Source organism: Pseudomonas mandelii (assembly GCF_900106065.1).
GTDB classification, from domain to species: Bacteria; Pseudomonadota; Gammaproteobacteria; order Pseudomonadales; family Pseudomonadaceae; genus Aquipseudomonas; species Aquipseudomonas mandelii.
On sequence record NZ_LT629796.1, the window covers coordinates 1,198,407 to 1,219,848 of the forward strand.

At 57.0% G+C, this 21,442-nt stretch carries 17 protein-coding genes; 11 read left to right on the forward strand and 6 right to left on the reverse strand.

Annotated elements, in window-relative coordinates; all coding sequences use genetic code 11:
- Positions 1-270: 270 nt before the first annotated feature.
- The 7 genes from BLU63_RS05555 to BLU63_RS05585 all read left to right on the forward strand — a co-directional run bounded on the left by BLU63_RS05555 (position 271) and on the right by BLU63_RS05585 (position 9,118).
- Complete coding sequence (locus tag BLU63_RS05555; protein WP_010463409.1) at positions 271-1,872, forward strand: ABC transporter substrate-binding protein; 1,602 nt, start codon at positions 271-273, stop codon at positions 1,870-1,872.
- Between the two features lie 172 nt (positions 1,873-2,044).
- Complete coding sequence (locus BLU63_RS05560) at positions 2,045-3,463, forward strand: OprD family porin (protein ID WP_010463411.1); 1,419 nt, start codon at positions 2,045-2,047, stop codon at positions 3,461-3,463.
- 78 nt (positions 3,464-3,541) lie between these two features.
- Complete coding sequence (locus tag BLU63_RS05565; RefSeq protein ID WP_083375032.1) at positions 3,542-5,137, forward strand: ABC transporter substrate-binding protein; 1,596 nt, start codon at positions 3,542-3,544, stop codon at positions 5,135-5,137.
- A gap of 74 nt (positions 5,138-5,211) precedes the next feature.
- Positions 5,212-6,222: an ABC transporter permease subunit gene (locus tag BLU63_RS05570; protein WP_083375033.1), complete on the forward strand. Its 1,011-nt coding sequence runs from the start codon at positions 5,212-5,214 to the stop codon at positions 6,220-6,222.
- A gap of 7 nt (positions 6,223-6,229) precedes the next feature.
- The gene (locus tag BLU63_RS05575; protein WP_370654429.1) at positions 6,230-7,159 is read left to right on the forward strand and encodes an ABC transporter permease subunit; all 930 of its coding nucleotides are present in this window, start codon (positions 6,230-6,232) and stop codon (positions 7,157-7,159) included.
- Positions 7,160-7,169: 10 nt separating this feature from the next.
- Positions 7,170-8,138 carry an ABC transporter ATP-binding protein gene (locus BLU63_RS05580; protein ID WP_083375034.1) on the forward strand — a complete coding sequence of 323 codons (969 nt, stop codon included), beginning with the start codon at positions 7,170-7,172 and terminating at the stop codon, positions 8,136-8,138.
- On the forward strand, positions 8,138-9,118 hold the full coding sequence (locus BLU63_RS05585) for a peptide ABC transporter ATP-binding protein (RefSeq protein WP_010463420.1): 981 nt from the start codon (positions 8,138-8,140) through the stop codon (positions 9,116-9,118). The genes BLU63_RS05580 and BLU63_RS05585 overlap by 1 nt, the downstream gene beginning before the upstream one ends.
- Before the next feature lie 177 nt (positions 9,119-9,295).
- Here BLU63_RS05585 and BLU63_RS05590 read toward each other — a convergent pair whose 3' ends face one another.
- The 5 genes from BLU63_RS05590 to BLU63_RS05610 form a co-directional block, all read right to left on the reverse strand.
- Entirely contained in the window at positions 9,296-9,547 is a 252-nt protein-coding gene (locus BLU63_RS05590; RefSeq protein ID WP_077747405.1) for a hypothetical protein, read from the reverse strand.
- A 179-nt stretch (positions 9,548-9,726) separates the two neighbouring features.
- A complete protein-coding gene (locus BLU63_RS05595; protein ID WP_083375035.1) occupies positions 9,727-10,911 on the reverse strand; it encodes an MFS transporter in 1,185 nt (394 codons plus the stop codon).
- A complete protein-coding gene (locus BLU63_RS05600; protein WP_231990940.1) occupies positions 10,904-11,938 on the reverse strand; it encodes a hypothetical protein in 1,035 nt (344 codons plus the stop codon). The genes BLU63_RS05595 and BLU63_RS05600 overlap by 8 nt, the downstream gene beginning before the upstream one ends.
- Before the next feature lie 14 nt (positions 11,939-11,952).
- The gene (locus tag BLU63_RS05605; protein WP_083375036.1) at positions 11,953-13,338 is read right to left on the reverse strand and encodes a DUF6002 family protein; all 1,386 of its coding nucleotides are present in this window, start codon (positions 13,336-13,338) and stop codon (positions 11,953-11,955) included.
- Positions 13,339-13,715: 377 nt separating this feature from the next.
- Complete coding sequence (locus BLU63_RS05610; RefSeq protein WP_010463432.1) at positions 13,716-15,299, reverse strand: peptide chain release factor 3; 1,584 nt, start codon at positions 15,297-15,299, stop codon at positions 13,716-13,718.
- A 364-nt stretch (positions 15,300-15,663) separates the two neighbouring features.
- Here BLU63_RS05610 and BLU63_RS05615 point away from each other — a divergent pair, with 364 nt between their 5' ends.
- From BLU63_RS05615 to BLU63_RS05630, 4 genes are read left to right on the forward strand one after another with little or no spacing between them, the layout of a single operon-like run.
- Positions 15,664-16,380, forward strand: a complete 717-nt coding sequence (locus BLU63_RS05615; protein WP_010463434.1) for an ABC transporter permease — start codon at positions 15,664-15,666, stop codon at positions 16,378-16,380.
- Positions 16,381-16,400: 20 nt separating this feature from the next.
- A complete protein-coding gene (locus BLU63_RS05620) occupies positions 16,401-17,294 on the forward strand; it encodes a glycine betaine ABC transporter substrate-binding protein (protein WP_010463436.1) in 894 nt (297 codons plus the stop codon).
- A gap of 12 nt (positions 17,295-17,306) precedes the next feature.
- The gene (locus BLU63_RS05625; RefSeq protein WP_010463438.1) at positions 17,307-17,960 is read left to right on the forward strand and encodes an ABC transporter permease; all 654 of its coding nucleotides are present in this window, start codon (positions 17,307-17,309) and stop codon (positions 17,958-17,960) included.
- Positions 17,957-19,114: an osmoprotectant ABC transporter ATP-binding protein OsmV gene (locus tag BLU63_RS05630; RefSeq protein WP_010463440.1), complete on the forward strand. Its 1,158-nt coding sequence runs from the start codon at positions 17,957-17,959 to the stop codon at positions 19,112-19,114. The genes BLU63_RS05625 and BLU63_RS05630 overlap by 4 nt, the downstream gene beginning before the upstream one ends.
- A 61-nt stretch (positions 19,115-19,175) precedes the next feature.
- On the opposite strand, the gene BLU63_RS05635 is transcribed toward BLU63_RS05630, so the two are convergent.
- Entirely contained in the window at positions 19,176-20,645 is a 1,470-nt protein-coding gene (locus tag BLU63_RS05635; protein WP_231990941.1) for a DUF2599 domain-containing protein, read from the reverse strand.
- Positions 20,646-21,442 lie beyond the last annotated feature (797 nt).

A 21,442-nucleotide genomic window follows, 5' to 3' on the forward strand; every position in this document is an offset into this window, starting at 1 on the left:
TTTATCTGCCGAGAAAGTAGGAAAACGCCTACATCCAATTCCGTCACGGATGACCATCGTGATGTCGGATGCGTTGCCTTTTCCCACAAGTCTTTCGGACTCTACGCATTTACTGCCGGACCCACGGCTCATACCGTCGGGATCTGACCAGTTCATGCGTGGGCTCTCGGTTTTGCTGCATGGCATGGTTTGAACTCAGTGATGCCTCCACGTCCGCGGACGGGACGGCGGTTCATTGAAGACACTTAGAGAACAAGAAAAGGGAGCGTCATGCGCCATACCTTGGTTTTATCCGCATTGCTGGGCACCGGCCTGTTGGCCGCCACTTCCATCAGCCAGGCCGCCAATAACAGCCTGGTGTTCTGCTCCGAAGGCAGCCCGGCTGGCTTCGACACTGCGCAGTACACGACATCGACCGACAACGATGCCGCCGAGCCGTTGTACAACCGATTGGCAGAGTTTGAAAAAGGCGCCACCAACGTCGTACCCGGCCTGGCCACTCGCTGGGATATTTCCGAGGACGGCCTCAAGTACACCTTTCACCTACGCGAAGGTGTGAAATTTCACACGACCAAGTACTTCACGCCGACCCGAGATTTCAACGCCGATGACGTGCTGTTCACGTTCAATCGCATGCTCGATCCGCAACAACCTTTCCGTAAGGCTTATCCGACCGAGTTCCCGTATTTCAACGGGATGAGCCTGAACAAGAACATCGCCAAGGTAGAGAAGACCGGGCCGCTGACCGTGGTCATGACGCTCAACAGCGTCGACGCCGCGTTCATCCAGAACATCGCCATGAGCTTCGCCGCTATTCTGTCCGCCGAATACGCCGACAAACTGCTGGCCGAAGGCAAGCCGAGCGACATCAACCAGAAGCCGATCGGCACTGGCCCGTTCGCCTTCAAGAGCTACCAGAAAGATTCCAACATCCGCTACACCGGCAACAAGCAGTACTGGGACCCGAGCCGGGTCAAGCTCGACAACCTGATCTTCTCGATCAACACCGACGCGTCGGTGCGGGTGCAGAAGCTCAAGGCCAATGAGTGCCAGATCACATTGAGCCCGCGCCCCGCCGACGTTCCCGCGTTGAAGAACGACCCGGCACTCAAGCTCATCGAGAAACCCGGCTTCAACCTGGGCTACATCGCCTACAACGTGCGCCACAAGCCTTTCGACCAGCTCGAAGTGCGTCAGGCGCTGGACATGGCGGTGAACAAGCAGGGCATTCTCAACGCCGTTTACCAGGGCGCCGGTCAATTGGCCGTCAACGCCATGCCACCGACTCAATGGTCCTACGACGACACAATCAAGGACGTTGCCTACAACCCGGAAAAAGCCAAGGAACTGCTCAAGGCTGCCGGCGTGAAAGAAGGCACCGAAATCACCTTGTGGGCGATGCCCGTTCAGCGCCCTTACAACCCGAACGCCAAGTTGATGGCCGAAATGCTCCAGGCTGACTGGGCAAAAATCGGCCTCAAAGTGAAGATCGTCAGCTATGAATGGGGCGAGTACATCAAGCGCACCAAGAATGGCGAACACGACGTCAGCCTGATTGGCTGGACCGGCGACAATGGGGACCCGGACAACTGGCTCGGCACGCTTTACAGCTGCGACGCCATTGGTGGCAACAACTACTCCATGTGGTGCGATCCGGCTTACGACAAGTTCATCAAGCAGGCCAAGGTCGTCACCGACCGCGACCAGCGCACCGTGCTCTACAAACAGGCGCAGCACTACCTCAAGCAACAAGTGCCGATCACGCCTATCGCCCATTCAACGGTTAACCAGCCGTTGAGCGCCAAAATCGAAGGATTCAAGGTGAGTCCATTCGGTCGTAACGTGTTCTCGGGCGTCAGTATCGACCAATAACCGATTAGCCAGAACGCTGGGGGCGCATTGCGCCCTCACGCAAACGTATTGCCGTAATTCGCCAATCCGGCATAAAGCAAACGTTTGCGAAGCCTTGTATGAGTTCTAAACCAAATAGCCGGATCACCAAAAAAGACCGGCATTAAAAAAAAGAAAGTAAGGAGCTTCACCCATGAAACTGAGCAGCACCGCGTTATTGGCCCTGGCCATCAGCAGCGTAACCGCCTCGGCTTACGCAGAAACCCAAAGCCAGGCTTTCACCCCGGTTACCGTGAAAGAGAAAAGCGCCCAAAGCGAAGCCACCGGCTTTGTTGAAGGCCAATCGATCACCGGTTCCACGCGTAACTGGTATGCGAATGAGTCGTTCAAGCGGGGCGCGACGCTCAACTATCGTAAAAATGGTGAGACTCGTACGACTGACCGTCGAATCAACTGGGTTCAAGGCACGATCATCAAGTACAACTCGGGCTTCACCGAGGGTACTGTCGGTTTCAGCACCGAAGTGGCGGCGTACAACGCCATTGCTCTGGACCGCGATCGCAAAGACCTCGCATCCGGTAACGGTGGTGCTCCCGAGCCAGGTCGTGGCGGCCGTGGCAACAACCGTACTTTGACTGAAAATGGCGGTGACGCTGTTGATCAGTGGAGCAAACTGGGCCTGGCCAACGTCAAGGCGCGTTTCTCCAATACCACACTGACTGCCGGTCGCCAGAACTTCAGCAGCCCGCAAGTAGATGTCATCGGTAACCGTCCACTGCCTTCGAGCTTCGAGGGTGTCAGTCTGCACAGCGAAGAGTTGGAAAACCTGACTTTCGACATCGCCACCTTTGACCGTAACTCGCCGCGTACCGAACAGAGCCAGCGCAAATTCCGTTCCGAATACGGCGACGGTACCGCTGAAGCCGATCACGTCAACACCGCCGGTATCACCTACACGCCGTTCGCCAGCCTGACCACCAGCCTGTGGGGCACCCAGGCCGAAGACCTGTGGAACCAGTACTACTTCGGCGCCACCCACGTTCTGGGTGACAGCTCGGTACTGAGCCTGACCACCGGCCTGAATTACTACAAAACCGTCGACGAAGGCAAAAAGCTGCTGGGCGAAATCGACAACGACACCTACTCCCTGTCGTTGGGCCTGACTCACCAGGCCCACAGCCTGACCTTCTCGTACCAGGAAGTGAACGGTAACGAGTACTTCGACTACCTGCACGAAACCAACGGCATCTACCTGGCCAACTCCCTGCTGTCGGACTTCAACGGCCCGAACGAGAAATCCTTCCAGATCGCCTACGGCCTGAACATGGCTGAATACGGCATTCCAGGCCTGAAGTTCAACATCTACCAGGCTCGCGGCTGGGGCATCGACGGTACTCACTATGCCGGCGGCGGTTACGACGGCGTGCAGTCGATGGACGGCGAAACCCACTATGAATACGGCATTGGTACTTCGTACGCCGTACAGAGCGGCCCGCTCAAGGCCACGGCTATCCGCGCGACCTACACCGCTCACCGCGCCAGTGATAACCAGGCGGATGGCAGCCTCAACGAGTTCCGTCTCGTGACCACCATCCCGTTCAACATTCTGTAATACACCTGCCGAACGGCTGATTCAGTGACGAATCGGCCGTTCGGCTTTTGTCCTTTAACCGATTGCAGAGGGTTCTTGATGAAAATGCTTCCCCTACGTGCGGCCATTGCAGCCGCGTTGCTGAGTGTCGCTGTTGGCGTCTCGGCCAAACCCCTGGTGGTCTGCACCGAAGCCAGTCCGGAAGGCTTCGACATGGTCCAGTACACGACTGCAGTCACAGCCGATGCGGTGGCCGAAACCATCTTCAATCGTCTGGCCGACTTCAAGCCCGGCACCACTGAAGTGATTCCGGCACTGGCCGACTCCTGGGAGATCAGCGAGGACGGTCTGACTTACACGTTCCACCTGCGTAAAGGCGTCAAGTTTCACACCACCGAATACTTCAAGCCGACCCGCGACATGAACGCCGACGACGTAGTCTGGAGTTTCCAGCGTCAGCTGGACCCGAACCACCCATGGCACAAACTGTCGAGCGTGGGCTTCCCGTACTTTGAAAGCATGGGCTTCAAGGAACTGCTGAAAAGCGTCGAGAAAGTTGACGACAACACCGTCAAATTCACCCTGACCCGTCGCGAAGCGCCGTTCCTGGCGGACGTCGCCATGGCCTTCTCCTCGATTTACTCTGCCGAGTACGCCGACCAGTTGCTCAAGGCCAACAAGACCGGCGACCTGAACAACAAACCGGTCGGCACCGGCCCGTTCGTGTTCCAGCGCTACAACAAAGATGCCCAGGTTCGCTTCAAGGCCAACCCGGACTACTTCCGTGGCAAGCCACCGGCTGATGCGCTGATCCTGGCCATCGCCACCGATAACAACGTGCGCCTGCAAAAACTCAAGGCCAACGAGTGCCAGGTCGCGCTGTATCCTAAACCGGATGACATCCCGAGCATCAAGAAAGACACCAACCTGAAGGTTGATGAGATGAACGCGATGACCGTTTCCTACATCGCCATGAACACCTCGCACAAATACATGAGCGATGTGCGTGTGCGTAAGGCCATCGACATCGCGTTCGACAAGGCGGCTTATGTCAACGCGCTGTTCGGCAAAGGCAACGCAACAGTGGCGGTCAACCCGTACCCGGACACCCTGCTGGGTTACAACCACGAGCTGAAAAACCCGCCACGTGATCTGGACAAGGCTCGCGCCCTGCTCAAGGAAGCGGGCGTGCCGGAGGGCACTGTTTTCACGCTGTTCACCCGTAACGGCGGCGGGCCGACCAACCCGAACCCGATGCTGGGCGCGCAGATGATGCAGGCTGACCTGGCCAAGGTCGGCATCAAGATCGACATTCGCGTCATGGAATGGGGCGAAATGCTCAAACGTGCGAAAAACGGCGAGCACGACATGGTTTCCGCCGGATGGGCGGGTGATAACGGCGATCCGGATAACTTCCTGACGCCTATGCTGAGTTGCGAAGCAGCCAAGAACGGCGAAAACTACGCGCGCTGGTGCAACGAGAAATTCCAGACGCTGATCGATGAAGCCCGAGCTAAAGTGAACCCGACGGAACGTGCGGCGCTCTACGAGCAAGCCCAGGAGGTTTTCAATCAGGACCAGCCATGGATCAGCATGGCGCACACCCGTATGTTTACTGCAATGCGCAACAACGTAGAGGGCTATCACATTAGCCCGCTTACCACGAATAACTTCGCCACCACCCAGGTGAAGTAAATAAGAAAACTCCCGGTGTCCCTGACTCCAGGGACACCAGGCACGCCTAACCGGCTGATGAGGTACACCACAAGATGTTTAGTTTTATTGCCCGCCGATTGGGGTTATTGATCCCCACGTTCTTCGGCATCACCTTGCTGACTTTCGCGTTGATTCGCATGATTCCAGGCGACCCCGTGGAAGTAATGATGGGCGAACGCCGAGTCGACCCCGAAATGCATGCTCAGGCAATGGAACGCCTTGGTCTGAACAAACCGCTGTATGCCCAATACCTGGACTACGTCGGCAAACTGGCTCACGGCGACCTCGGCGAATCGCTGCGTACCCGTGAAAGCGTGTGGAGCGAGTTCACCTCTCTATTCCCAGCGACCCTGGAACTGTCCATGGCCGCCCTGCTGTTCGCCGGCATCCTGGGCCTCCTGGCCGGGGTGATCGCGGCACTCAAGCGAGGATCCCTGTTCGACCATGGGGTGATGGGCATCTCCCTGGCGGGATATTCGATGCCGATCTTCTGGTGGGGCCTGATCCTGATCATGTTCTTCTCGGTGAGCCTGGGCTGGACCCCGGTGTCCGGGCGGATCGACTTGCTCTATGACATCGAGCCGCGCACCGGCTTCATGCTCATCGACACGCTGCTGGCCGATGACGTCGGTGCGTTCTTCGATGCCCTGCATCACCTGATCCTGCCGGCCATCGTGCTGGGTACCATCCCGCTGGCCGTTATTGCGCGGATGACCCGTTCGTCGATGCTCGAAGTGCTGCGTGAAGACTACATCCGTACCGCCCGCGCCAAAGGCCTGTCGCCGTCGCGCGTGGTCTTTGTTCACGGCCTGCGCAACGCGCTGATTCCGGTACTGACCGTGGTCGGCCTGCAAGTCGGCACATTGCTGGCCGGTGCGGTTCTGACCGAAACCATCTTCTCCTGGCCCGGCATCGGCAAATGGCTGATCGAAGCCATTGGCGCACGGGACTATCCCGTGGTGCAGAACGGCATCCTGTTAATCGCCTGCCTGGTGATTCTGGTGAACTTCGTCGTGGACGTCCTCTACGGCTTTGCCAACCCACGCATTCGTCACCAGCGCTGAGATCATCATGACCATGACCACTCCAGCTTCAACTCAAAATCAAGCGGTAACAGTCGATCAAAGCCTGCTGTACCCGTCCCCGTACAAAGAATTCTGGCAAGCGTTTTCCAAGAACAAAGGCGCCGTTGCCGGCCTGATGTTCATGCTGCTGGTGATTTTCTGCGCGATTTTCGCGCCGTGGGTTGCTCCGCATAACCCGAGCGAGCAATACCGTGACTTCCTGTTGACCCCGCCGTCCTGGCTGGAGGGCGGGCAGATCCAGTTCCTGCTCGGCACCGATGAACTGGGGCGCGACCTGCTGTCGCGCCTGATCAACGGTTCGCGCCTGTCCCTGCTGATCGGCTTGTCGTCGGTGGTGATGTCGCTGATTCCGGGCATCCTTCTAGGCCTGTTCGCCGGCTTCTTCCCGAAACTGCTCGGCCCGACCATCATGCGTCTGATGGACATCATGCTGGCCCTGCCGTCCCTGCTGCTGGCGGTGGCGATTGTCGCCATCCTCGGCCCTGGCCTGATCAACACCATTATTGCCATCGCCGTGGTTTCGTTGCCGTCCTATGTTCGTCTGACCCGCGCTGCGGTGATGGGCGAATTGAACCGCGACTATGTGACCGCCGCGCGCCTGGCCGGTGCCGGTCTGCCACGCCTGATGTTCGTCACCGTGCTGCCCAACTGCATGGCGCCGCTGATCGTTCAGGCCACCCTGAGTTTCTCTTCGGCGATTCTCGATGCCGCGGCACTGGGCTTCCTCGGCCTTGGCGTACAACCGCCAACCCCTGAGTGGGGCACCATGCTGGCTTCGGCTCGCGACTACATCGAACGCGCCTGGTGGGTGGTAAGTCTGCCTGGTTTGACCATTTTGCTCAGCGTGCTGGCAATCAACTTGATGGGCGACGGTCTGCGCGATGCGCTCGACCCGAAACTCAAGAACGCCGCCTGAGGAGATTCAAATGTCACTGTTAGAAATCAAGAATCTCAACGTTCGCTTCGGCGACAAGAACGCGGTTCCGGTGGTCGACGGGCTCGACATTACCGTGGACAAGGGCGAAGTCCTGGCCATCGTTGGCGAGTCGGGTTCCGGTAAATCCGTGACCATGATGGCGCTGATGGGCTTGATCGAGCACCCGGGGATCGTCACCGCCGACGCGCTGAATTTCGACGGCAAGAACATGCTCAAGCTCAGCAACCGTCAGCGTCGGCAAATCGTCGGCAAAGACCTGGCCATGGTCTTCCAGGACCCGATGACCGCGCTGAACCCGAGCTACACCGTCGGCTTCCAGATTGAAGAAGTGCTGCGCCTGCACCTGAAAATGTCCGGCAAGCAGGCCCGCGCACGCGCCATCGAACTGCTGGAAAAAGTGGAAATCCCGGGCGCCGCCAGTCGTATGGACGCCTACCCGCATCAGCTTTCCGGCGGTATGAGCCAGCGTGTTGCAATCGCCATGGCGATTGCCGGCGAACCGAAACTGCTGATCGCCGACGAACCGACCACGGCATTGGACGTAACGATCCAGGCGCAGATCATGGACCTGCTGCTGGCGTTGCAGAAAGAGCAGAACATGGGCCTGGTGCTGATCACGCACGACCTCGCGGTCGTGGCCGAAACCGCTCAGCGTGTGTGCGTGATGTACGCCGGCCAGGCGGTTGAAGTGGGTCAGGTTCCTCAGTTGTTCGACATTCCGGCACACCCTTACAGCGAAGCGCTGCTCAAGGCGATTCCGGAACACAGCCTGGGTGCCACGCGCCTGGCCACGTTGCCGGGCATCGTTCCCGGTCGCTATGACCGTCCGCAGGGTTGCCTGCTGTCGCCACGCTGCCCGTATGTGCAACACAGCTGCCGCGCCCAGCGTCCAGCCCTGGACCCGAAAAGCAACAGCCTCGCCCGCTGCTTCTACCCGCTGAATCAGGAGGTGGCGTAATGGCCGTCGTACTTACCGCCCGCGACCTGACCCGTCACTACGAAGTGTCCCGTGGCCTGTTCAAGGGCCATGCGACCGTGCGCGCCCTGAACGGCGTGTCGTTCGAACTGGAAGCCGGCAAGACCCTCGCCGTTGTAGGTGAGTCGGGCTGCGGCAAATCCACCCTGGCCCGCGCCCTGACGCTGATCGAAGAGCCCTCCTCCGGCTCCTTGAAAATCGCCGGGCAGGAAGTCGCCGGCGCCGACAAGGCTCAGCGCAAACAACTGCGCAAAGACGTGCAGATGGTGTTCCAGAGCCCTTACGCGTCGTTGAACCCACGGCAGAAAGTCGGTGATCAACTCGCCGAGCCGCTGCTGATCAACACCAGCCTGAGCGCCTCGGAACGTCGCGAGAAAGTACAGGCGATGATGAAGCAGGTAGGCTTGCGTCCTGAGCACTATCAGCGTTATCCGCACATGTTCTCCGGCGGTCAGCGCCAGCGGATCGCCCTCGCTCGCGCGATGATGCTGCAACCGAAAGTGCTGGTCGCGGACGAACCGACCTCGGCGCTGGACGTATCGATTCAGGCGCAGGTGCTCAACCTGTTCATGGATTTGCAGCAAGAGTTCAACACCGCCTACGTGTTCATCTCCCACAACCTGGCGGTGGTGCAACACGTCGCCGATGACGTGATGGTGATGTACCTCGGCCGCCCGGTGGAAATGGGGCCGAAGAACGACATCTACGAGCGTCCTCTGCACCCGTACACCCAGGCGCTGCTGTCGGCCACCCCGACCATTCACCCGGACCCGAACAAGCCGAAGATCAAGATCGTCGGCGAACTGCCCAACCCGCTGAACCCGCCGTCCGGCTGCGCATTCCACAAGCGCTGCCCTTACGCGACCGAGCGCTGCAGCACCGAAGAGCCGGCCCTGCGCCTGCTCGACAGCCGCCAGGTGGCTTGCCACTACGCCGAGCAGTTCCTCGACGGCGCGGCATAAAAAAATGTGAGAGCGAGCCTGCTCGCGAAGGCGTTAACCCGGTCAACATCAATGTCGACTGACACGCCGCTTTCGCGAGCAGGCTCGCTCCCACAGCAATAGGTGAGCTGTTCAATAACCCCTTCTGCCCCGGCTGCGCATCAGCCGGGACAGAAGGGGTTTTCATTTGCCTGCGGTTTATGTCTGGCTGTCGCCTTCATCATCGCTGTCCGGTTCATCAGTGGTCGAATCATCGTCGTCCGCACTGCCGCCCTGCCCTTGGTCGCCTGGCTCCGACTCGGACGCGGCGATCATCAGCCCAGTGTGCGTCACCTGCCCACTCGAAGCCTGCTCACGATGGTCCGGGCATTCCGCCCAGGCCGCTGACATGCCAACCAACAGCAGTACCCAAACTTTCAGCAACAACACAATGCGTTGAAAAATGCTCATGGCTGATTCCATCCTTATCGCAGGTGAAACGTGGTGGCCCGACGGCACTGGTAGACATCCGGTCCCGATGGGGCGGGTTGGGTTCTCCAGATAGGACTCTAACGATGCGCGGGAAATGCAGTGGGTGGGGAGAACGGATTTGAATAATGCCTATAACCAGATCAGCTAAATTACGCGAGCTATCTGCGAGTTGCCTGGCAAACCAGTGGCATGGACAAGATCGCCAAGGCCGCACACCCAAGCCAGACACTATGCCCACCAAAGTGGCCATAAAGTTGGCCTCCAAGCGTCGGAGAAAGCAGCACACTCGCGCTCCAACACATTGAGAAAAGACCAAAGTAGTGCCCGCTTTTTCCCGCTTGTGCGCGCTTCATGACCATCACGTTCAAAGTAGGCATGAAGAGAATTTCGCCAAGCGTCCAGATAGCGGTCGAGAGGCAGAGATAAAACACACCGGCGCCCAAGGGCAACATGCCAAGCCCGCAGGCCAGCAAAATGCTGCCTGCCAGCAGCCGCCAGCGTGCGCTCCATCGCTCGCTCCAATGAGATATCGGGATTTGCAGTACCACCACCAGCACTGCGTTGAGCGCAAATTGCCAACCAATGACTTCAGCACCCAACCGATAGTAATCAAGTAAATAGTTGCCCAACATGCTGTAGACCGGCTCAAAGGCAAGACCGAGCAAGACTGAGGCCCCCAACAGCCAGAGGAAAGGCTTGTCGCGATACGGTACGCAAGAACCTGAAGCCCCCTCGGAGTCCTCATCCTGCCTCAGAATATCTCGCTGATGTGTCGCCCGAACAAACCAGACCAAGGCCAGCAGAGACATGGCGGCACTGAGAAAAAATACCCAACGAAAATCCGTCTGCGCCAGGACGCCACCCACCACTCCGGCAACTGCCATGCCCAAATTGCTGGCAACACGGTTCAATGACTGCGAGCGAGTCCGCTGTGCAACCTCGCAATACTCCATGATCAACCGCTGATGAAGGGTGCGAATCGCACCATCAAGTACCCCGCTGAACAGAAGCAGACCTGCCAACAAAAGCACATCTGTAACCAGTCCCAACAAGACCAAAATCCACGCTGAAACAAAAAACAGCGCGGCAGTGAGTCGAGCCGTCGGGAAATGCTCACTCAGCAGTCCTCCCCCCATCGACCCTATCAACAAGCCGGCTCCGTACCCGGACAACAACCATCCAACGGTTTCAATCGGCAACGCCAACGCCTGACGCAGGTACAACGCCATGAACAGCTTCACCATGGCGCTCAAACGGCTGATAAAAATCAACGCAGCAAGCACCCAGGCCATTGGGCAGAAATAGCCACTGAGCCGAATCGGGTAAATGTACCGATCAGTCATCCCATAGATCCAGGTTGCGCCTTACTTCGCTTTGGATGCCCTTTGAAGCGAAAGGAATATCCGAGCGAACCTCATGCTCTGCATCAAAAAAATATTGCGCTTGTAACCGCCCCTCGGCATCCAGACCCAGTAAAGGGTTATTGATCAGAAAGTGTCTGGTGGACACACAAAGCGCCCTTGTTCGAATCAACAACCGCCATTGACCGAATGCGTTTTCAGGAACAACTGCCGTCGTCCCAAAGCGTTTCTTGTACTGGAATGTTCCTTTGCTCAGAAATGGCTCGCAGCCCTGGAAGTCGACACAGTCAATCGCTGGATGGTCGGATGCCCACTCAAGGATCGCGTGGTAGACATAATTCTGCGCTCCATTGGCCCGGTAGACGGCGGCTCCCTCCTTCACTCCGATCAACCGCGCATTCAAGGTGCGTGTCGATTCATTAATCTGGGAAATACTGCCCGCCACCCACTCACCCTTTAAATGAACTCGAAACAACACGCCTTGTTTAAATAAGTCGAGATAAGCCGCTTGCTCCGGCACGCTTCGCGCAAAACACCCGTAACGGGCGCTCATTGTCGGGACGTGCATCGACCGATAGAACGCAAAGAAGTCTTTATCTTCAAACGACACATCGAAATCAAAACCTTGTCCGGCCAATTGAGTGCGACGCTTGTTTTCTCGATGGGAGAATTGGCTCAGTACCTGCTGCCATCCAGCTGAAACATCAACTTGCTGGTGAATCCTGCTCACGCCAACAATATCGCCAGGCTGCCGGTATTGCTGAATGACCTCCAAGGGAGCCATCAACAAGTACAAGTCGGTTTGATCCTGCTTTATGAAACCCTCAAGCTGGTGCCACTCCAGAGTTCCTTCCTGCTCTATATACGACTTTTCAAAAAAACACTGCGCCACAAACGGTGCGATATAAACCAAACCTTCCGCCACTCCTGCATAAACCAGGCATGCCGATTCTCCAGCTCTGGAGTCGCCCCGATAGACGCGAAAATGGCAGAGCGCTTTGCTGATCATGTGAGGATCAAAGCTCATGGATTACAAGGGCTGCGAAGGATCTCCATCATCTCTTCAGCACTATCAATAAAAGACAAACCCTCTGTGGGGATGCATTCAAAATCCCGCCCGCAATAGGTGCCCGACGCGTGGATGGTGCAACCGTCCATACCCTCAAGTAGTTGTCGATCAATTGCATTCAGGCAACCTGTCATGGCCATCACCAATGACCACTCTTTCAGATCACGAGGATCGGCTGGCAAGCTGACGAGCGTATTCGCGAGAAACTGAGCGCATTCACTGTAGCGCTGCATGCACTCATGAAGCGAAACGACTATTCCCGAGCCGCCATTGGCCCTGACCCGCGCAGTCATTTCCACTGCGGTAGGTGGCAGGTGTGTATAAAAAGTGTGTTCGAGTACTTCGTCTGGACTCCATGTTGTGGCAGGAAAGTGCGCAGACTCCGACTGCACCCATAAACCGTCGGCCCCCTGCTTATAGCGTGGAGCAGAAGCACCCTCAAAATTTCCGTCGAGCAAGTGCAGAACCATGTCGCTGGTTGCGAGATGTTGAACCAACAAAAATGACGGAGTGGAAACCTGTGTCCCGTGACGCTTCATCACATCCACACCTGAGCAATATCCCAGAAGACCATAAGCACTCGACACAGCATGCACATGCACGGTCTTGCGGTCAGTGTCCCAGGCGTCACCATACTCAAAATCAAAAAAAGCCCGGGCTTGATCAGAAAACCGGTAGTTCTCGAGACGGAGGGAATGCCACAACTTCGAATCACCCAATGGACGACGATTGAAGAGATCCTTGAACTGTTGTCCAACAACCTTTACTGCTTCCGGCGACTCAGTATCCAGCACGAACACAGGATTCAAAGCACGCAATCGAGGATCGTCGTAAAGTTCGGATCTACGCAACTTTTCAGTCGTCAGGGCAGGCGTCAGCGTGACAATGCGTAACTGCTCTGGGTGGACCAGCTTGTTTTTAAGTGCCCGTAGAACCGCATCACGTAGAGCGATGGCTTTGTTTCCGGATGAGGGGGAAAACAACACAATACTGTCGCCGGTATCCTGAATATGGCGAATGGCGCGCGCAACGATCAGCGTCGAGGCAAAGGTCTTTGTGGTTTGAGTATTTGCGTTTTGCCTCAGGTCGAACAAACGCAACGGCATACCTCGGTAACGGCCCATCTCAAAAAATTGCGCAGTGGCGACAGAAAGGAAGGCCTGCATTCGCGGCTCCATTTCGGGCAGCTTCATGGAAGGCTCAAAAGCGTCGTCACGGATGCTGACTTCGAAACAGGGAGCACTGCTGACGATCAGATCGTAGTAACGTTCGATGACAGAAATGGGAGTCAGAGGTCGTTGGGTTGTCAGTGCAGCCGCATCGGTTTTCATTACATCCATTTGTCTTGTGCTCCTGCTCGTGGAAAGTCGCTACTTGCGAAATGTCCACCGAAAGCTAGACGTCAACGACTTCCATGTCTCGCGTAAAAGACTAGAGAAGTAAAAAGCAGAGCCCAGCTACAGAACTCCGTAAAAACGCCTACAGAAATGCCTGACGTACGCGTACTGACTCATCGCTTGATGATGTTCGCCCGCCTTGCGGAATTTCACGTCCGGCCAGCACTCGCGAAAGACGTCAACGATAATGCGGGCCGCCTGATAAACCGTGACGTCCTGACCACCATCGCGAGCTGGCTCGCCCCCACAGGGAATTGTGTCGGGCATGAAAAAGCCCCGGCGCTTTCACGACCGGGGCTTTTGATTTTGCGACTCAGCGCTTAGTGATGCTCACGCGTCGCACGGAATTTCACGTCCGGCCAGCGCTCTTCCATCAACGCCAGGTTGACCCGGGTCGGCGCCAGGTACGTCAGGTGACCACCGCCATCGACCGCCAGGTTTTCCACGGCCTTGACCCGGAACTCCTCGAATTTCTTCTTATCGTCGCAATCGATCCAGCGAGCGGAATAGACGGTGATCGGCTCGTAAGAGCACTCGACCTTGTATTCCTCTTTCAAGCGGCTGGCCACCACATCGAACTGCAGCACACCGACGGCGCCGAGGATGATGTCGTTGCTGCGCTCAGGGAAGAACACCTGGGTGGCGCCCTCTTCTGCCAATTGCTGCAAGCCTTGACGCAGTTGCTTGGATTTCAGCGGATCACGCAGGCGCACGCGACGGAACAGTTCCGGGGCGAAGTGCGGGATACCGGTGAAGCTCAGGGCTTCGCCTTCGGTGAAGGTGTCGCCGATCTGGATGGTGCCGTGGTTGTGCAGGCCGATGATATCGCCGGCAAACGCTTCTTCCAGTTGCTCGCGCTCGGAGGAGAAGAAGGTCAGCGCGTCGCCGATCCGCACGTCCTTGCCGGTGCGCACGTGGCGCATCTTCATGCCTTTTTCGTACTTGCCGGAGCAGATACGCATGAACGCGATACGGTCGCGGTGTTTAGGGTCCATGTTCGCCTGGATCTTGAACACGAAGCCGGTGAATTTCTCTTCGACTGGCTCGACGGTACGCTCGTTGGCAACACGGGCCAACGGTTTCGGCGCCCAGTTGACCACGGCATCGAGCACGTGATCGACACCGAAGTTGCCCAGGGCAGTACCGAAGAACACCGGCGTCAGCTGACCGTCGAGGAATTCCTGTTGATTGAATTCGTGACAGGCGCCCTGCACCAGTTCCAGCTGATCGACAAAGCGATCGTATTCATCGCCCAAGTGCGCGCGAGCTTCGTCGGAGTCGAGCTTCTCGATAATTTTGACATCGGTGCGCTCGTGGCCGTGGCCCGCGGTGTAAACGATGATGTAATCGTCGGCGAGGTGATAAACGCCCTTGAAGTCACGGTAGCAACCGATCGGCCAGGTGATCGGCGCCGCCTTGATCTTCAGGACCGCTTCGATTTCGTCTAGCAGTTCGATCGGGTCGCGGATGTCACGGTCGAGTTTGTTGATGAAGCTGACGATCGGCGTGTCACGCAGACGGCAGACGTCCATCAGCGCGATGGTCCGAGGCTCTACACCCTTACCGCCGTCGAGGACCATCAAGGCCGAGTCCACCGCCGTCAGGGTGCGGTAGGTATCTTCGGAGAAGTCTTCGTGGCCCGGGGTGTCGAGCAGGTTGATCATGTGGTCGCGATATGGGAACTGCATGACCGACGTGGTAATCGAGATACCACGCTGCTTTTCCATTTCCATCCAGTCGGAGGTGGCATGGCGGTCGGATTTACGGGATTTCACCGTGCCCGCAATCGCAATCGCCTTGCCCATCAGCAAGAGCTTCTCGGTGATGGTGGTTTTACCGGCATCGGGGTGGGAAATAATGGCGAAAGTGCGGCGTTTCGCGACTTCGGCGGCCTGTTTGGTCATGGGAAATCGCCTGGCAGGTGATTCAAAAAAGGGCGGCGAGTATAGCGCAAACCGACCGTCACGGACCACCGTTCGCCCTCTCGCCCATGGCGATCGACAGGTCCAAAGGGAGATCCAGGGTGGCTAATTGCTGCTAATTATGGAACCTTTTAAAAGGTGCAGACGTCCACTCCCCTGTTACAGCTCTCGTAGCAGGGTTTGAAAAACCTGCAAGTTAGCCTGACGAGGCTGCGCTTATGGCTCGATCTCATGCGGTTGCATCAGCATGAAGAGCTGCTTCTCGCGAACGTTGTTTTTCCCGGCAGCCAGGAATGGCATGCCACACGGGACTGCGTTCGCCGACAAAGAAAAAAGGAGTCCGCCTGTGGCTATTCGCTATGGCAAGGGGCTGATAGGAGGTGCGGTTGTCGTCGCTCTCCTGGCCCTGCTGGTCCACTGGATTGGCATCAACACGATCGAACATTACCGCGACGATTTGTTGTTTTACCTGCAAGCTCACTTGATCCTCGTCCTTGTCTCCATGCTGGCCGCCCTCGTTGTGGGCATCCCCGCCGGTATTTTCCTCAGCCGCCCGAGCATGGTGGGCCGCGCTGAACGCTTCATGCAGATCTTCAACATCGGCAACACCGTGCCGCCTCTTGCCGTACTGGCCATCGCCCTGGGGATCCTCGGCATCGGCAGCGGCCCCGCGATCTTCGCGCTGTTCCTCGCCTCGCTGTTGCCGATTGTGCGCAACACCTATGAAGGCCTGAAAAACGTTCAGGGCTCCCTCAAGGAAGCGGCCGTCGGCATCGGCATGACACCGACGCAAGTGCTGTGGCGGGTCGAACTGCCGAACGCCGTGCCGATCATCATCGGCGGCGTGCGCGTGGCCTTGGCGATCAACGTCGGGACGGCACCGCTGGCGTTCCTGATCGGCGCCAACAGCCTGGGCAGCCTGATTTTCCCTGGCATCGCCTTGAACAATCAGCCGCAACTGCTGCTCGGCGCGGCCTGCACCGCCCTGCTGGCCTTGCTGCTCGACGGCCTGGTGACACTCGCCAGCCGCCTCTGGCTCGAACGCGGCTTGCGCCCGTCTTAAGCCTCGGCAAAGGAAATCTCATGAAAAAAATATGCTTGTTTCTAGGCTGCGCCCTGCTGTTCGCAGGAATCGCCCAAGCCGCAGAAAAACCGGTCATCCGCATCGGCGCCCGGGTGTTCACCGAACAAACCCTGCTGGCGGAAATCACCTCCCAATACCTGCGCACCAAGGGTTACGACACTCAGGTGACCGGCGGTCTGGGCAGCAACCTGGCCCGAAGCGCCCACGAAAGTGGTCAGCTGGATTTGATGTGGGAATACACCGGCGTCTCGCTGGTGGCTTACAACCACATCACCGAGAAGCTCGACAGTGCGCAGTCCTACGCCAAGGTGAAGGAACTCGACGCGAAAAAAGGCCTGATCTGGCTGACTCCGTCGAAATTCAGCAACACCTACGCCCTGGCCCTGCCGGAAACCACCGCTAAGGCTTACCCGCAGATCAACACCATCAGCGAGCTGAACACGGTGCTGCAGGCTGAAGCCAAGACCAATCATCTGGTGGCGCTGGATACCGAGTTCGCCAACCGTTCCGACGGTCTGGACGGCATGGTCGATCTCTACGGCATGAACCTGTCCCGCAAGAACATTCGGCAGATGGATGCCGGTTTGGTCTACACCGCGTTGCGCAATGGTCAGGTCTTCGCCGGACTGGTCTACACCACCGACGGTCGATTGAACGCCTTCAAGCTCAAACTGCTCGAAGACGACAAGCACTACTTCCCGGACTACACCGCCGCGCCAGTTGTGCGTCAGGACTATCTCGACGCCCATCCAAAACTGGCGGAAGAAATAAAGCCGCTGGCTGAACTGTTCGACGACGCCACCATGCGCCAGCTCAACGCGCGGGTCGATGTCGATCACGAAAGCCCTTCATCCGTTGCCGCAGACTTTCTGCGCCAGCATCCCTTGAACTGAGGAGGAAAAGACATGGAATTTCTGAACGCCTTTTCCCATCTCGACTGGCCGCTGGTGCTGCACCTGACCTGGCAGCACATCACCCTGGTCGGCATCGCCGTGACATTGGCGATCCTCGTGGGCGTGCCGTTGGGCGTGCTGATGACGCGCTTCCCGACCCTCGCCGGCCCGCTGCAAGCCAGCGCCACGGTGCTGCTGACCGTGCCGTCGATTGCGCTGTTTGGCCTGTTGCTGCCGTTCTACTCGAAATTCGGCCAGGGCCTCGGTCCGATGCCGGCAATCACGGCGGTGTTTTTGTACTCGCTGCTGCCGATCATGCGTAACACCTACCTGGCGCTGACCGGCGTCGAACCGGGCATTCGCGAAGCCGCTCGCGGCATCGGCATGACCTTCGGCCAGCGCCTGCGCATGGTCGAACTGCCCATCGCCGTGCCGGTAATTCTGGCCGGTGTGCGCACCGCCGTGGTCATGAACATCGGCGTCATGACCATCGCCGCAACCATCGGTGCCGGTGGCCTCGGTGTACTTATTCTCGCTTCAATCAGCCGCAGCGATATGTCGATGCTGATCGTCGGCGCCGTGCTGGTCAGTCTCCTGGCCATCTTCGCCGACCTGCTTCTGCAATGGCTGCAACGCACGCTGACTCCAAAAGGACTGCTCAAATGATCGAACTTCAAAACCTCAGCAAGACCTTCCAAAGCAACGGCAAAGATGTGAAAGCCGTGGACTCGGTAAGCCTGACCGTCAATGAAGGCGAAATCTGCGTATTCCTCGGGCCATCGGGCTGCGGCAAAAGCACCACGCTGAAGATGATCAACCGCTTGATCAAGCCGACCTCGGGCAAGATCCTGATCAACGGCGAAGACACCACCGACCTCGACGCCGTGACCTTGCGCCGTAACATCGGTTATGTGATCCAGCAGATCGGCCTGTTCCCGAACATGACCATCGAGGAAAACATCACCATCGTTCCGCGCCTGTTGGGCTGGGACAAACAGAAATGCCACGACCGCGCCCGCGAGTTGATGAGCATGATCAAGCTGGAACCCAAGCAGTACCTGAATCGCTACCCGCGTGAGTTGTCCGGCGGTCAGCAGCAGCGGATCGGTGTGATTCGGGCACTGGCGGCCGACGCGCCGTTGTTGCTGATGGACGAACCCTTCGGCGCGGTCGACCCGATCAATCGCGAGATGATCCAGAACGAGTTCTTCGAGATGCAACGGGCGCTGAACAAGACCGTGATCATGGTCAGCCACGACATCGACGAAGCGATCAAGCTGGGCGACAAGATTGCAATCTTCCGCGCTGGCAAGCTGCTGCAGATCGATCACCCGGACACGCTGCTGGCGCACCCGGCGGATGACTTTGTCAGCAACTTCGTTGGCCAGGACAGCACCCTCAAGCGTCTGTTGTTGGTGAAAGCCGAGGACGCGGCGGATAACGCACCGTCGGTGAGTCCGGAAACCCCAGTGGCCGAGGCCCTGGAGTTGATGGACGAACTGGACCGTCGCTATGTGGTGGTCACCGATGGTGAGAACAAGGCGCTGGGTTATGTACGACGTCGCGACCTGCACCGTCAGACAGGGACTTGCGCGCAGTACTTGCGTGAGTTCAACGCCACGGCGGCGTTTGACGAGCATTTGCGCATCCTGCTGTCGCGCATGTACGAGTTCAACCGCTCGTGGCTGCCGGTGATGGATGCGGAGCGGGTGTTCCTGGGGGAAGTGACTCAGGAATCGATTGCCGAGTACCTGAGTTCCGGCAAGTCCCGTGGGGGCAAGACCAGCATTGTTTCGCCGGCCGAGACTGCGCTGGCCTGACCCTAATCTGTCGCCGCCTGTTTGATATCCAGGCGGCGATATGGACGCCGCTTTCAACGTCTTAGTGAGGGTTGCATTTATTGTCACCCTGCAGCTCCATTATTACCTCATGAGCGACGTACGGGCGACGCGGTTCAAGGCTCCAGGTCGCCTTGTTCGCGGCGATGTCAGGGGAATCAAGATGACAGGCGAGTTGACGGCGCATGGTGCTGCCGATGTGATCGAAATTCCATTCCTTACTGGAATTGTTAGCCGCCAGATTGGCTAATTCCGCAAATACCACATTTGTTTTCCCCACTCCGGCTTTCCTTCCGCACTCGGTTGGTGTCACCGTCAGTGATGAGATGGTTCCCAGCACTGGCTCTTTGTAGTCGTCAATCCACACAGCCTTCTCGATGTATTTGTCACAGGACCGATTGTCGACCGGCGGTGCAACGACCTGATCGCCCGGGTAATAGGCAAATTTGGCATCCTCGACGATCGTGCGCGGCATTTGTACTTTTATGACTGGTTTCCAGCCGCCTTTACCAGATGGAATCTCCTCGTTCCATCTACGCTGGTCATCCTGAGCGAGCGCGCGACCCGCGAAGCTTTTGCCATTCGTCTCAACGAAGTCGATGCCACCGATATACGTAAATGCTGCGATAGGCAGTGCCTTAAATACCTTATTTGCAACTGTCGCCGGGTTTGTATCATCTGGGTCGGGAGAATCAAAATGGGTCCTGCTGAGGTTCCAGTCTCTTTTCCAAAAATTATCGTCAGGCCAAACGCGCAGTCGCAACTCCGTTTGAGTGGTTTGAGCTCTGATTTTTTCTTCAGGATCATGGGCTATCAATTTCCGCCCTTCAATAAAGGCATTAAAAGCATCCGCCTTATTGAACGTTCCAAAATAATCTGCGGTCGTATCGAACCCACATTGAAATCGATGAGCCTTGATAGGATCCGGATCCTTGGTCTGACGATCAAAATACGCCATCCAGCCCGAGGCGCTACTGATCTTAAGCTTTTGACAATAATCCTCTTGAACACCAACGGTATTATTGATGTCGCCATCCTGAAAATAATCACCACAACCGTTATTGTTTCGATTATAAGTCCAGGCATCAATAGGAAACGCACAAAGCACTGTGACTTTGAATTGGTCATTTTCATTTATAAAATCATTAGGTATCAAAGCAAAACCATTAAACTTAAGTAAACCCAGACCATCGTATTCCGCGTCCTTGCGCAGATAGGAAGCAGACACGCCACCATTGGAAACAACACCGTTGCCACCCGCCTCAGCGTTATGCGAGTTCGGACCAGCATTCCATGGACGGAATACTTTTTTGCTGTCCGTCCCCCGAAGAATCAATCCGGAACAGTCAGATGCAAGCCTTCCGCTGCCACAATCCCTGGCGGTAAGACGATACCAATACTCCATCAGCGTTGCCGCATCTGTGCCGGGACTTGCTTGCAAGAGAGGAGAGCCAGCGGCAACTCCTACCATCAAAGTGACGCGCGCCCCTTTTAACAATACATTATTAAACACATTAGTCTCCCATTGCGTTATTTAGGAAAACGCAAGACACGTGCGAAATCCGACACACTAAAACGCGCAGGGAAGTACTCACCCTAATAATGGCAATGCATCTATGACCGTACGAGCGAATTCCATTCGACAGAAATTTTCAACTCACTTTCGATCTCGAGTATCGGATAGATGAGGAGAGCGATCTACTGACACAAATAACAGGTTACAGTAGTTTTTAATATCATTTTCGAAACACCCGGAAAGTTTAGATTACCTTTTCGACTATAGAGAGATATTCAAACGATCATTACTTATGCGGTGCTCAATTTGTTTCCGTGGAGGGGATCCGCATGAAGATAACTCAACAATTAGAGAGTTACCGGTGTTTGGGCAAGTACCTAAGGGTCGGCCAACCCTGCTGTCGCCGGATCTAGTGCCTTCGCGAGCAGAATCGTGATGGCGCACCACAAATCCCGCTGCCCCCCCCTCAAATTTCCCTACCAAGGGAACATCACACTGTCATGCAGGTCGGTTACATCAGTAGCTATCCAGGACCGCACGACGGAAGCGTGCAAAAACGCGACATTTTTTGTTGATCTCAAGCCCCTCACGCCCTAAAGTTCGCGCCGAACGTCCATGCTGGAAACGATCCATCCGGCTCAAGTACTGACGACGAGACAGCAAGGCCAAGGGAAAGCACCGCCTCCCGTGGCCTTTTTGCTTTCGGCGACATGCCTTGGGAAGTAGGCGAACCAAAGTGGGGATACGGAGGACGTTCAGGAGGGTGTGTCATCAATGAAATCACGAGTGCGCCG